The organism is Candidatus Persebacteraceae bacterium Df01 (genome assembly GCA_030386295.1).
GTDB lineage: Bacteria > Pseudomonadota > Gammaproteobacteria > Tethybacterales > Persebacteraceae > Doriopsillibacter > Doriopsillibacter californiensis.
The window spans coordinates 15198-28796 of record JANQAO010000003.1; the positions used below are offsets into that span (position 1 = coordinate 15198).

Sequence of the window (13599 nt, forward strand, 5' to 3'; positions counted from 1 at the left end):
AAAAGTGAGCAGCTAGGGTATTTTCTCATTGTTATAAGGTGCGGCTTATACCGGCGTTTGATAGAATGTTGCGTTATGGCCGATTTACGTAAGCAAGCGCACCAAGCAGGAATTTTGCAACAACGGTTGCGGCGGGAGATTAGCCGTGCTATTACTGATTATGCTATGGTTGAAGAGGGCGACCGCGTTATGGCGTGTTTGTCGGGTGGCAAAGATAGTCACGCCATGTTAGATGTTTTGCTAGCATTGCGCGCGCGTGCACCTGTGAATTTTGACATTGTAGCAGTGGTGGTAGATCAAGGGCATCCTGGTTTTGATTCCAGTCTGTTGGAGCGCTATTTTGAAAAAATAAAAGTACCTTTTCGTATTGTTTTTCAAGACACATACACGGTTGTTAAACGAGTTATTCCTGACGGTGCGACTACCTGCGGATTGTGTTCGCGATTACGGCGCGGAATTTTGTATCGTGTTGCCGGAGAGGAAGGTGCTACAAAAATTGCGCTTGGTCATCACGCCGATGATATTATGGAAACTTTTTTTATGAATTTGTTTTTTGGTGGTGTTCTTAAGGCTATGCCACCACGCCTGAGTAGCGATAAGGATCGGCACGTGGTGATTCGCCCGCTGGCGTATTGCCGTGAGCGCGATATTGCTGATTATGCAGCGCGGCGTGAATTTCCGATTATTCCGTGTAATTTATGCGGTGCAACTGGTGGCGGAGCCCGCGCTAGCACGAAAAAAATGTTAAATAAATGGGAATCTCAACATCCTGGACGAGTACAAAATATTTTTCGTGCTTTGCAAAACGTTACTCCATCACACTTATTGGATGGTCGGTTATTTGACTTTATCGGTGCCGGCAATGAAGCCGATGCCGTCCCATTGCCCCCCCTACAAGGAGAAATTATTCATGTCTTTTCTTGAACGCCGTAAGGCAGAGTTTGAAGTTTATATGCAGCGTGACCCGGTTGCGCGGAACTGGTGGGAAATCGCTTTTTGTTATCCTGGGTTGCATGCGGTATGGATACACAGGTTTAATCATTTTTTGTGGTCGCATAGCTGGTTTTGGCTGGCGCGTTTTTTCTCGCATATCGGGCGTTTCTTAACCGGTGTGGAAATTCATCCAGGTGCAATGTTGGGGCAGCGTATATTTATAGATCACGGTATGGGTATTGTCATTGGTGGTACTGCCGAAGTGGGAGATGATTGCTCTATTTATCAAGGAGTAACACTGGGTGGCACTACGCAAACATTTAAGGGAAAACGGCATCCGACATTAGAGGCAGGAGTTATCGTTGGTGCCGGTGCTAAAGTGCTGGGTCCGATTGTTATTGGTGAACAGTCGCGTGTTGGTTCTAATGCGGTAGTAGTTAATGAAGTACCGCCGCATCGTACGGTATTGGGCATTCCGGCACGTATTATTGGCGAGTCTGCTAGCGTTGAAGATAATCCGGATGAGAAAAAGCAATTTGCCGCTTATGCGGTTGATGAAGAGAGCAAGTCGTGCGAAGATATGATTGAAACGTTGACTGCACGGGTTCTCCAACTGGAAACGTCTATTGAGGAAATGAAAAAAAAGAAAAAAAGCTAGGCGCATCGGTTTGTGAGCATTTCTATATTTTCTTGCTTTGCCTCCTTCCGAAAAATTCTATGGAAGATAAAATTTATTTTTATAAACGATTGAGTGCTTTGCGACAATTTCAATTCTCGTTATTTTTATAAAATATTTTCACGCCCTTATTAATAAAATTATTCCCAATTTTTTGCGAGGCTGTTCATATAAGGCGTTTGTGATTTTGCGTCTGCTGATTTTTGAACGTCTGCCTAGCCGACTTTGTGGAATTGTCAGTGGTATATGAAATATAGTTTGACTCAAGGTTCGGCATCGCGCCATGTACGCCGGCTGGCTGTGCCGGCAGCGGCGGGGCTGTTTTGCAACACGTTATTTAACATCACCGATGCATTTTATGCCGGTTGGCTAGCTACTGAAGCGCAAGCGGCACTAGCGTTTTCGTTTCCATTATTTTTTATTTTGCTATCTTGTTGTGTGGGGCTTTCGCAGGCAATTACTGCTCGTATTGCCAAAGCGGTAGGTGCTAAACGGCTAATACGTGCGCGTTATCTAGCAGGACAGAGCTTAGTGCTAGGCGTGCTGGTGTGTGTGATGATATGGATTACGTTGCTACCGCTTGCTGATATATTGTTGCGATTAATGGGTGCTTCTGGACAAACTCACGCTTGGGGGCTTTCTTATTCTCTTGTTATTTTTGCAGGAGCACCGGCTTTTATCGGCGCGTTTGTATTCAATGGGATTTTGCATGCAGTGGGCAATACGCGAGCTTATCGCAATAGCATTGCCGTGGCGACGATGGTAAATATTATTCTCGACCCAGCACTCATGTTTGGCTGGTTTGGGTTACCTGCTTTGGGAGTGGCTGGCGTTGCTTGGGCGACAGTTATTGCCCAAGCCGGTTGTGCTTTGTATATGCTGTATACGCTGTCACGTACGATTATTGCAAAACGTTGGCATTGGATGTTTTTGATTCCACGTTGGCGTATCATCTCCGTTTTAGCTGGTCATGCGTCTGCGCCGACGACGAGAATGTTGTGTATTAATTCTGGTTTTTTTATTGTTACAGGGTTTTTAGGATATGTGAGTGATTCGGCAGTGGCTGCTTACGGTATTGCGTTACGTTTGGAGCAGTTGTTTTTATTGCCGACAATCGGTCTGGAAGTGGCGATGCTTACCTATGCAGGGCAAAATTTTGGCGCTGGACAATCGCGGCGAGTGCGTATTGCTTATCATTTTTGTATTAAATGTGGATGGGCTGTCAACATGCTGGGAGCAGTAACAATGGTGTTTTTGGGTGGGCAATTAATTGGATTATTCAATACGGATGCTTCGGTTGTTACTCACGGTCAGCACTATCTTTGGTTGGCTGCAGGACTGGGACCATTTTATGTGTTGATTAGCATAATAACGGCGCTACTATTGGCGGCGGCACATTATAAAGTGTTGCTAGTGATGAATGTGTTGCGGCAATTAATAGTGCCGGCAGCGTTGTTTTATTTGCTAGCGGTTGTGTTAAATATGGGGGTTGCTGGTATTTGGCTAAGTATGTTTATTTGTAATGTTGTTGCTGCAATAGTGATGTTCTGGTATTGCCAAAAAATTTTGGTACATGTGTCACGCTGAAAAGTATATTTCAAGCAGTGTTGGATAGATATTTCGTTGTTGATTGATGGGTTTATGAAGAAAAAGAATAGATATTTATTAGCTCATTTAACAATCCGCTAAATGATAAAAATAAAAGTATATTGCTAATGCCGATTTGATCGGTATATCTATAATGTTTTTGCTTGTTCGCGGAGTTCAAATTTTTTTATTTTTCCAGTGGCAGTTTTTGGAAGTTCAAAAAATATTACGTGCTGTGGGCACATATAGGAAGGTAATTGTTGTTTGCAAAAAGCCTTGATATCATCAACAGTAGGTGTCGCTTCGTCTAATTTTATTTCTACAAAAGCGCATGGTGTTTCTCCCCATTTTTCATCTGGCTTGGCTACTACTGCCGCCATTGCCACCGCAGAGTGTTTGCACAAAGCATTTTCCACGGCAATAGAAGAAATGTTTTCACCACCGGAAATAATAATATCTTTAAGGCGATCTTTAACTTGCAAGTAATCATCTTCGTGCCAGACACCCAAATCGCCAGTTTTGAACCAGCCGCCGGCAAAAACCTCATTGGTGGCGGATGTGTTTTTGAGATAACCGCTCATAAGCACGTTGCCGCGCATTACAATTTCTCCGATTGTCTTGCCGTCTTGGGCGACTGGATTGCGATTGTTGTCAAACACTGCCCAATCTTCTAGTATCGGCAACCCTACGCCTTGGCGAATCATTTTTTTCTCTTGCTCTTCTTGCGGCAGAGTATCCCACAAATCATTTTTCCAAGCACACATAGTGGTGTGACCATAGGTTTCAGTTAACCCATAGACGTGCATAACATTAAAGCCAAGTGCCTGTGCTGCTTGTAAAACGGATGCTGGCGGTGGTGCAGCTGCACTAATAAACTGGACTTTATGCGGCAGCGGTTGTCCTGCAGCAGCATTGACAATCGTGTTCAATACAATCGGTGCGCCTCCCATCAACTGTACTTCGTGTTTGGCAATTAATCGCAAAATATCAGCGCCGTCAATTTTCCGCATGCAAATGCTGACGCCAGCCAGTATAGCTTGCATCCAAGGATGACACCAGCCGTTACAATGAAACATCGGTACTGTACAAAGGTATCGGTTGTGTGCGGGCACATTCCAGCTGACGGCGGTACCCATAGCCATCAAATATGCACCACGATGATGATACACCACACCTTTAGGATTTCCGGTGGTGCCAGAAGTGTAATTGAGCGTTATCGGTGTCCACTCGTCTTTGGGCATGATAAACAGCTTTTTATTTTCCGCCTGTGCCATAAATTCTTCATAGTTACAGGTACCGATGCGCTCGCCCGGTACGGCGGGGTCAATAATGTCCACCAGCAGGGGCGGGTTTTTTATACCGGTGACGGCGGATTTGACAACGGACGCATATTCGCTGTCTACAAAGACGATTTTACTTTCGCCGTGTTCAAAAATATAGCGTAGTGTTGTTGCATCCAAACGCACGTTGCAAGCATTGAGTACTGCGCCAGACATGGGCACGGCAAAGTGTGCTTCAAATAATTCTGGTGTGTTGGCGGCGACAAAAGATACTACATCACCAGGTTCAATGCCGTTTTTTTGTAATGCAGCAGCTAATTGTTGACAGCGTTCACTTACTTCTTTCCAGCTGCGTTTTAAATTGTTGTAAATAAGCGCTGTGCGATGAGGGTAAACCCGAGCCGTGCGCTGTAATAAACTCAATGGCGTTAGAGGTACATAATTAGCTGCATTTTTTTCTAATCCTGTTGTGTCCATTATCGATTTTCCTGTTAAGGTTTTTTTGAAACGATAAAAGGTAGTTCGTGCGCCATTCCTTCGCGTGTGCTGCCGTGTTCGGTGAGCACGCTAAAAGAGCTGTTGGCCACGTCATGTGGTGCATCTAACATTGCCATGCCGATATTTTGCTGTAAAGACGGCGAATATACGGCACTGCGTACCTTGCCAATGCGTTTGCCAGAGGCAAGTACATCCCACCATCGAATTGACGGTGCCGACAATGGCTCGCCGGTCAATACTACACCGGTTAGGCGGCGGGACAGTGGTTTGTCGTACATCGCCAGCAATGCTGCCTTACCAATAAAATCAAAATCTCCATTTACTTGTGCTAGCCGCCCCAGCCCTAAATGAAAGGGCGTATCGTTCATGTCGGCGTCAGCGCCATATGAAAGTAAGCCGCCTTCTAACCGGCGAATAGCAGACGGTGCTGCTGGATGAATGCCATAAGGAGCTCCCAATTCCATGATGCGTTCCCATAGCCAGTCACCGCGCGAGCCATCACACAAGTAAATTTCAAAACCCAGTTCACCGCTCCAGCCTGTGCGAGAGATGACCAATGGCACTCCTTCATATTCAAAGGCCCGCAGATGAAAGTAACGCAAATCGCTGGTCCAATCACCAAATAAAGTGGCAGCGAGCGCAGGTGCGTTGGGACCTTGTAATTGTAGCGGCGAAACGTCAGGGCGCGTTAATTTGACATCAAACCCGCTATTGAGCGCTACGCCTTGACACCATAACAAAATGTCCGCATCCGCTGCCGACAGCCAAAAACGGTTCTCCTTCAGTCGTAACAATACAGGGTCGTTAATGACGCCACCGTGTTGGTTGGTCATCAGCACATAGCGGCATTTTCCCGGTGCGCAAGAAGACAAATCTCGTGGTGTTAAGTATTGCGTGAACGCAAAGGCGTCGGGGCCGCTGATTTCTACTTGTCGCTCACCGGCAACATCCCACAAAGTTACGCCGTTAGTAATGCGTGCATAATCGGCCTCGGCAGAATCGTACACTGTTGGCATCAGGGTGTGGTTATAGACGGTGAAAGCCTTTGCTCCCCAACGGCGTGTGGCTTCGTAGAACGGTGACGGCCGCAGGCGGCTACCTAGTGCGATGTATGGACGATTAGTCATCGCTTAGCCAAGAAACTGTGGCGTATTCGGCGCTCTGTCCAGAAAAATCCCATACGCGGCCAAACGCACGCACGCGGCTTTTGCTGCCAACGGCGACGGTCACATCGGGTGCCACCCAATATTGAGAATTGTGAATCACTACGTCTTCTCCTTCACGTTGACCGGGTAGACGATTGACAGCGCAATCTGATATTTTTCGGTTTGCACTGGTGGTCAGCATATGCCAGCCACCATCGGTGTCGGTAAAATTAATTTTGGCACGTTCAACTCCTAATATATTGGCGATGAGTAAGGACAAAATTCCCAGTGAGCCGCCAGCTTGTCCAGTAAAAATTTTCTGCAATCCGGAAAACGCTGTATTATTAGCTTTGTCGTCAATATATAGAGCAACGGTCCAACCGCCTTCTCCCATGCGACCAGGGACGTCTAGCAAAATACCGACACACAGGTCGTCCAGAGTTTCCTCACCGTAGCTGCCGTGTTTGATTCGCACCCCCCACCAGGAATGACAATAGCCGTGTGAAGGGCGAGCTTTGCCCAGCGATACCACGCACGGACAAAATACGTCGCAGTTGCAACTGAGGATAACATCTCCTCGAATGTGCCATTTCATCTCTGTCTCTCTCCGATTTTTGTTTTTAATTCTGGCAGAATTATGCCACGTTAATTTTTAAAAATATTAACGTGCTACTATATTTTTTAGCTTTCGCATAATATAATGTTAAATAATAGTGCGATAAAACAATGATTTAAAAATAAAAAATGAAATTTAACTTAGCTCAAAATAATTACAGAAAGATAACGGTTGAAGGAGAAAAAGAGGGTGCGGAAATCGGGATATAGGGGTTAATAGCGGGATATAGCGGTTAAAACAATTACTTAATCAATCAATCTGCCCAACTAAGCTTTGTGGAATTAATTACCTGTTAATCGCGTGTTAATCAGGGTTGAGCTATCCCGTAAATGGCGAATAAAATGCTCTAATATCAGTTTTTTTAACCGATTTCGCCGAAAAAAAGTGCTTGACGCGGCTGATTTTCATTTCGGTCGCGATCCCAAATGGGAGCCCCGCTACCGTAAGCGGGTGCCCCGCTCTCGCGGATAGGGATAGTTTGGTAGATATTGATAGCTCTTGAATGTTTCTTTTTTTGCGTGCTAGTGCACTCACGGCTGCGAGCTCTGCGGCATGACGGTTAACATAAACCGTAGCCATCATGTCGGGATTTTTATTGTCTCCGACAACGAGCTGCCGAACCGTCACTCGGTCGTCATCGTAATATTTTACGATGACAGATGACTGTTTGCGGGATGACACTACCCAGTCACAAGTGACGTTTGGGTCTGTTACATCTATATAACTTGCTGCCAAGCTAGAGCCCGACACACTATCCGCCACGTTTTGTGGTAAAAAATAAAAACCACTTTTTTTGATTATGAATTTAGCCCCCGCGGCTGCCGCGAGCCGCCTCAAAAAAGACAAGTCTGTCTCACCCCGCTGCAAAGCTTCGCCTGGAAGTAGTGAGCCGATAGCGTCATGAACCGATGATTTTACACCATATCGATTAGCGATAGTGGTGACTATCTCCCCGATAGCCACATCCTGATAGGACGCATCACGCGGGGTGCGCATATCACTATCACAATCGTATTCCGCGCAATCTATATACATTAATCCACTTGTGTTGCTGCTCGATATTTTATTGACGACAAACTGTCCACCGACAGCGACATGGTCATAATAGATATTAACCTTAACGCCTATTCTAGGTATAGGTATATTCTTATCGCCTACCAAGATAATAATCTCAGCGGTATCGGAATTATCCTCATCCACATCGGTGACGGTGAGTTGGTTTATATTAGAGGTAATAGTATCATTTCTTGTTCCATTAATTAATATATCTAATCCCATAAGGCTACACCTCTAACCGCCGTAGACGGAAAAGCGGGTAATTTTATTGTCACTCCTTTAGGAATAATGACGCCGAAATAAGCCAACCTAGGATTAGCGTCCAGCACAATTCTAAGAGCTGTATTTGCTTTTTCTACCCCATAATAAAACGCGACAATCGCGTCTAAATGTTCATCGGCGGTGGTATGATAATTAGCCATACTGAGAGATGGTCAAAGTAAATTCAATTTTTTTTGGGTTGGCATGCCCATCCAATATACTTTTATTTTCGGTGAAGCTATCTATCACCCAAGTGCCGAGATAATCCCCTGATACCCCGCCGTCCCCACCAATAAAAAAATCAAGCGGCTCACCCTCACGCGAGAGGGTGGCAGTATCACCTCCACCAAATTGATTTTTTAGTTGATTGAAACTTAATAAATGTTGCCTGCTCTCAATAATACTATATCCTCGCAGTGTTATTTTCTGCGGCATTTGCCCTAGGTATTGTCTTTCGGGGAGGGCGCCTAATTTATCCCGTGCCTCCCATCGCCCTTTATATTCATGCGTTATGGAATTAAATTCGGTATCCCCGACCACAAAAACAAAACCACCAATTTGTGCCTGTGCCATTTTTAATAATCGTGCCCTGTCGACAAACCATCATCACCGAGAAACGGACCTGTAGCCTCCTCGACCTGCCGTAACACCATGGTAGGACGACCATAAATTAACTCCCGTACTTCTTCTAGTAAGGTGGGCGTAGTAGCATTAATATGTATCCCCCCGACATTAATATTCTGCGTCTTGTTGTTGGCCATTTTTCTGTTCGCTTTTTCCTCTATCGCTTGCAAACTACCAAGAAGATTAAGCGTATACTGTGAACGTGCGCCTTTGACATCACCATTAGGCCACCCATGCCTAAAAACATCCGCAATCGCGTTCACTCCGCCTGCGGCGCTAGATATTAGACCGGTCTCAAAAAATAGCGCTCTCTTTAGATTGTCAAAGGCATCCCCGAGCTTATTAATATCTGCAGCGGTAGTCGCAGAAAACTCTTTTATTTGTTTTTCATTTGTGCCGATGGCAGTATTAAGTGCCGCTAATCCAGCAATCATACCGTTGTTTCTTTCTAACCACAAAGTGGTGCCATTAACTCCTTCGTCTCCAAAAACCTCAGCAAAAACCTGAGTTGCCGTTGTGAGCCCTTTGCTATCCTTAAGTTTTTGGTAGGCGTCGGCCATTTTTTTAAGGGTAGCTATAACATTAATGGCTTGATTATCGTAACGCACTAACTGATACCCTAATTTTTCCATTGTTTTTTCTTTCCCCATTTGCTGCAACATGGCAGAAAAAGCGGCTCCGCTCTGCTCAGCAAGCGAGGAGTTACTTAATTCACCCAGAATTGCGAGCATGTCTTTTAACGGGACTTTATACGTGCTGGCGGTTGCCGCCGCTGTCTTTAAATTTTGTCCGAGAGCTGTAAAGTCATTAATTTTATATTGAGAATGTGTTTTTGTGAGCAAGTCTGCGATTTGTTTTAGTTTGTCTTCTGCGGAGCCATTGAACTGTGTTCCAAAGTTTTTATAGGCGCTAGCTATTAGGTTTGCGATTTCGTCAGGATTACTGTTTGTGTTTTTTGCGACAATAGCCACGGTTTCTGCGCCCTTGAGCGCGAGACTCTGCTCAAGCCCTGCATAGAGCAGAGCATATTGGTTATCCAATAATTCGTAGATTTTAAAACCCCGAAAATCAGCAACCGCCCGTGCTTTAGCAAGCGACCCCTGCTGGAAAGCTTTACGGTCGTCTGTTCCGGGGTCGTAGCCACTAACGGTTCCAATCCGAAATAACGCTTGGTCTTCACGCGTCTTGGCGTCTATAACATTCTTAACAACCAAAGCGGCGGACTGAACGATGGCGGCTCCGCCGACCAACCTTCCGCCAATGGCTGAACCAAGTGGCCCCCATGCCCCATTATTAATGACAGAGGCCGAAGTTAACTTTTTGGAGTTGCCGGCGGCAACCGCAAGACTTTTGCCATAAGCGCGGGCACCGCTGCGAGCCTTACGCATTGAGTGAACGGTTTTTTCAAGCTGGGCACGTAGTTTTTTATCGCTACGCCCAGTGGCGTCATAAGCAGTCTTTAGTTTTTTGATTTGTCCGCGGTGGCCCTGAACTGCAAGCGCCGCTCGTTGCGACAAGCTTGGGTTGGTCATCTGCAGAAATGTGGAGCCAACCGACTTGCCCGCTTTATCCATCTTGCGCACAAAATCGCCGACTTGCGTTTTCAGCCGTATCTCAAAATCATGGATGGCCATCAGCCCTCCAATTCAGTAGTGATAGCATCAACCCACCCAACGAAGTTTTTAATAGTCATATTAAAAAACACATCTATCCCAGAAGTGGTGTATTTTGACAAACGCACTATGGTGCGGCGGAGTCGGTTGCCGCTATCTGGAGCGAGGAAAAAAAAACGCTAAACTCATTGATTATTTTTTGGTATTGTTTTATGGGGAGCTTTCCGATAAAAGCAGCCCCTTGCCCAGACAAAATCCCAATAAGATAAGCCTCTTGGGCGGCTGGTGAATTAGTTGCGTCAGCGGCCTCTATACTATCCTTAACCAGCGGTTCGCGAAGTGTGATATTGTTATATTCTTTCCCGTCTATAGTAACGGTAACATCAAATTCAATGGTTACAGAGGCGGGCATTACGCCTGCAGAGCGTTGCGTCGCGCGGCGTTAATATCAACCCCGTTAACCTCATGTATGTCCTGCTCTAGGTCAATTTTTCTGACGACACGACCATCTATAGTGTGCGCAAGTGTACGGATATTAATCAGGTAAGTCACTTGGATATTAGTGTCGCCAGCTCCGAGTGCTTCCCTGTTTTGTTCTCGCCACAGCCCACGAAAATCCCACCGCTCACGTCGATCTGCGCTGCCATCTGTATAGGTGGAGACGCAAGACACTTCTGTTCCCATAGAGTGAGGGTTCGCTGCCAGCGCCGCTAAAGCGGGGTGAGTGTCCATAATGCGCAATTCGGCGTCCATTTTTTCTAGTCGTCCTGTTGGAATGTCGAAGGCGCCACCGTGCCCTGGCATCGCGCTTTCTTCTACCGATGCGGCGATATTAGGCGGCGTCCACTCAGCGTTGCCGATGTAAGAAATGCCGCCGACATACACCGCAACACCCGATATTTTTTTTGGTAGCGCTCTAGGCATTATGCTGCACTCCGGCGTGAGGCTTCGGCGATAATTTGTTCATTGTAGATATCAGTCACTCTTTGTTGAATAATTATATGCTCAGCGACATTAGCTATGCCTAAGGCAACGCTAAAAGTTACTCTATTCGCCGCGAGCGAGTCGGCGGTGTTTTGAGCCGGGTCAAAGGTAGCTTCCCCCCCAGTCAAGTTGCCGCGCACGGTTTGGTCGCGCAAAAAATTATTAAATCGCGTCAACACAAAATCAATAAATGGAATATCAACATTCCTATCAATCCAGTCGGCGACATATTCCCCAAGCGCCTTGCCAATTATTCGCTCTACACGGCGGTGCGTGATTAATGTGCCATTAACTAATCTATTCCCCCACAAATACACTCCGCCATCACGCCGCACTACAGTGGTGATGTATTCTTGGTTGAGGATGTTGGCGGTAGAGTTTGGATTATTGATTTCAAAGTCTACCGGAGTGGTAGCGCTCAGCACATCGCTAATTGGTCTATTGCTGGGGCTGTTATGCCAGCCTTCATCCCCGTCAACACGGGCAATATGCCCGGCAACGAGTGCGGACGGGGGGCGAGCGACTACCTCCCCAGCATTAGCATCGTAAACATTGATACTAGGCCAGACCGCATAACAGGAGCCTAATCTACTACCATAACCAATCGCATCATTAAATGTAGCGCCAGAAACATCCACAATAGCAACCCCGCCCAAATCTTCGGCGGTGCTTTGTAGCGCGAAGGCTGCGGCTAGATTATCGGTGTGCCCGGTTGCGGCAATAATGGCAGGTGTTTTGCCGGTTTCGCTACTGGCGTCCAGCAGGGAATAAATCCCTGTGCGCGTAACCTTATCGCCGATAACATTGGCGAGCGTTGTCGCATCGTCCTCCCCGGCGTCAACACGAACGACTATGACGGTAGCGGCATTAAGTCCGCTGGTCCGCCACACATCCCCCACAGCCGCCGGCAAAGTGCCGATGTTACCGAGCGCGGCGGCAGCCGCAGAAGTGTTGATGATGACTGGTGTATTAATCGGATAAGGCTCGTCTCGCCCTCCCGCTAAACTAAAAACCGCAGTATCTCTAACCGTCCCAGTGCCATCCGAACCGGATGCTAAAGAAACAGTCAATAAGGCATTGGCCTCGTTATGTGCGGTGATGCCGGTAATGATTTCGGACGCTTTATTAGTTGGCGCGCCATCATTATCGGTGGAGAGAGTGATTGACACTAATCTGTCAACAACGGTAACGGATAGCGTTGTATTCGGCTTTCCGCCAATTAGGCGGACGCGGATAGAGTTCCCGGCGGCGCCACTGGTTGTGGCGGTATAAGTTAGTGCCGAGTTACCGCTGCCAGCGGTAGCGGCGGCAGGTAGAGCGCCGCCAACATTATTGGCGGTGCCGACCAATCCGATGACGGATGTGTCGGATACGGTGACAAAGTTTGTTCGAGAGCTGTAAAGTCATTAATTTTATATTGAGAATGTGTTTTTGTGAGCAAGTCTGCGATTTGTTTTAGTTTGTCTTCTGCGGAGCCATTGAACTGTGTTCCAAAGTTTTTATAGGCGCTAGCTATTAGGTTTGCGATTTCGTCAGGATTACTGTTTGTGTTTTTTGCGACAATAGCCACGGTTTCTGCGCCCTTGAGCGCGAGACTCTGCTCAAGCCCTGCATAGAGCAGAGCATATTGGTTATCCAATAATTCGTAGATTTTAAAACCCCGAAAATCAGCAACCGCCCGTGCTTTAGCAAGCGACCCCTGCTGGAAAGCTTTACGGTCGTCTGTTCCGGGGTCGTAGCCACTAACGGTTCCAATCCGAAATAACGCTTGGTCTTCACGCGTCTTGGCGTCTATAACATTCTTAACAACCAAAGCGGCGGACTGAACGATGGCGGCTCCGCCGACCAACCTTCCGCCAATGGCTGAACCAAGTGGCCCCCATGCCCCATTATTAATGACAGAGGCCGAAGTTAACTTTTTGGAGTTGCCGGCGGCAACCGCAAGACTTTTGCCATAAGCGCGGGCACCGCTGCGAGCCTTACGCATTGAGTGAACGGTTTTTTCAAGCTGGGCACGTAGTTTTTTATCGCTACGCCCAGTGGCGTCATAAGCAGTCTTTAGTTTTTTGATTTGTCCGCGGTGGCCCTGAACTGCAAGCGCCGCTCGTTGCGACAAGCTTGGGTTGGTCATCTGCAGAAATGTGGAGCCAACCGACTTGCCCGCTTTATCCATCTTGCGCACAAAATCGCCGACTTGCGTTTTCAGCCGTATCTCAAAATCATGGATGGCCATCAGCCCTCCAATTCAGTAGTGATAGCATCAACCCACCCAACGAAGTTTTTAATAGTCATATTAAAAAACACATCTATCCCAGAAGTGGTGTAT

At 46.8% G+C, this 13599-nt stretch carries 14 protein-coding genes; 3 read left to right on the top strand and 11 right to left on the bottom strand.

All coding sequences use genetic code 11. From position 1 onward, the window contains the following. Positions 1-75: 75 nt before the first annotated feature. The 3 genes from ttcA to NQX30_04635 all read left to right on the top strand — a co-directional run bounded on the left by ttcA (position 76) and on the right by NQX30_04635 (position 3196). The gene (ttcA, locus tag NQX30_04625; protein ID MDM5147654.1) at positions 76-924 is read left to right on the top strand and encodes a tRNA 2-thiocytidine(32) synthetase TtcA; all 849 of its coding nucleotides are present in this window, start codon (positions 76-78) and stop codon (positions 922-924) included. After that, positions 911-1591 carry a serine O-acetyltransferase gene (gene cysE, locus NQX30_04630; GenBank protein MDM5147655.1) on the top strand — a complete coding sequence of 227 codons (681 nt, stop codon included), beginning with the start codon at positions 911-913 and terminating at the stop codon, positions 1589-1591. The genes ttcA and cysE overlap by 14 nt, the downstream gene beginning before the upstream one ends. 264 nt (positions 1592-1855) lie before the next feature. Then, on the top strand, positions 1856-3196 hold the full coding sequence (locus NQX30_04635; GenBank protein ID MDM5147656.1) for an MATE family efflux transporter: 1341 nt from the start codon (positions 1856-1858) through the stop codon (positions 3194-3196). A 149-nt stretch (positions 3197-3345) separates the two neighbouring features. Here NQX30_04635 and NQX30_04640 read toward each other — a convergent pair whose 3' ends face one another. The 11 genes from NQX30_04640 to NQX30_04690 form a co-directional block, all read right to left on the bottom strand. Next, positions 3346-4953: an AMP-binding protein gene (locus NQX30_04640; GenBank protein MDM5147657.1), complete on the bottom strand. Its 1608-nt coding sequence runs from the start codon at positions 4951-4953 to the stop codon at positions 3346-3348. Positions 4954-4967: 14 nt separating this feature from the next. Then, a complete protein-coding gene (locus NQX30_04645; GenBank protein MDM5147658.1) occupies positions 4968-6101 on the bottom strand; it encodes a glycine cleavage system protein T in 1134 nt (377 codons plus the stop codon). Then, the gene (locus NQX30_04650) at positions 6094-6714 is read right to left on the bottom strand and encodes a DUF1326 domain-containing protein (protein ID MDM5147659.1); all 621 of its coding nucleotides are present in this window, start codon (positions 6712-6714) and stop codon (positions 6094-6096) included. Before NQX30_04650 ends, NQX30_04645 begins: the two co-directional genes overlap by 8 nt. A gap of 339 nt (positions 6715-7053) precedes the next feature. Beyond that, entirely contained in the window at positions 7054-8013 is a 960-nt protein-coding gene (locus NQX30_04655) for a hypothetical protein (GenBank protein MDM5147660.1), read from the bottom strand. Next, positions 8004-8213: a tail protein X gene (locus NQX30_04660; GenBank protein ID MDM5147661.1), complete on the bottom strand. Its 210-nt coding sequence runs from the start codon at positions 8211-8213 to the stop codon at positions 8004-8006. The genes NQX30_04655 and NQX30_04660 overlap by 10 nt, the downstream gene beginning before the upstream one ends. After that, complete coding sequence (locus tag NQX30_04665; GenBank protein ID MDM5147662.1) at positions 8206-8625, bottom strand: phage tail protein; 420 nt, start codon at positions 8623-8625, stop codon at positions 8206-8208. Before NQX30_04665 ends, NQX30_04660 begins: the two co-directional genes overlap by 8 nt. 2 nt (positions 8626-8627) lie before the next feature. Next, the gene (locus NQX30_04670; protein MDM5147663.1) at positions 8628-10250 is read right to left on the bottom strand and encodes a phage tail tape measure protein; all 1623 of its coding nucleotides are present in this window, start codon (positions 10248-10250) and stop codon (positions 8628-8630) included. A gap of 166 nt (positions 10251-10416) precedes the next feature. Further along, positions 10417-10701 (bottom strand): phage tail assembly protein, encoded by a 285-nt coding sequence (locus NQX30_04675; protein ID MDM5147664.1) that lies wholly within the window; start codon positions 10699-10701, stop codon positions 10417-10419. After that, positions 10701-11213 carry a phage major tail tube protein gene (locus tag NQX30_04680; GenBank protein ID MDM5147665.1) on the bottom strand — a complete coding sequence of 171 codons (513 nt, stop codon included), beginning with the start codon at positions 11211-11213 and terminating at the stop codon, positions 10701-10703. Before NQX30_04680 ends, NQX30_04675 begins: the two co-directional genes overlap by 1 nt. Then, positions 11213-12622, bottom strand: coding sequence for a phage tail sheath subtilisin-like domain-containing protein (locus NQX30_04685; protein ID MDM5147666.1), 1410 nt, complete (start codon positions 12620-12622; stop codon positions 11213-11215). Before NQX30_04685 ends, NQX30_04680 begins: the two co-directional genes overlap by 1 nt. Continuing rightward, entirely contained in the window at positions 12547-13506 is a 960-nt protein-coding gene (locus tag NQX30_04690; GenBank protein MDM5147667.1) for a hypothetical protein, read from the bottom strand. The genes NQX30_04685 and NQX30_04690 overlap by 76 nt, the downstream gene beginning before the upstream one ends. Between the last annotated feature and the right edge of the window lie 93 nt (positions 13507-13599).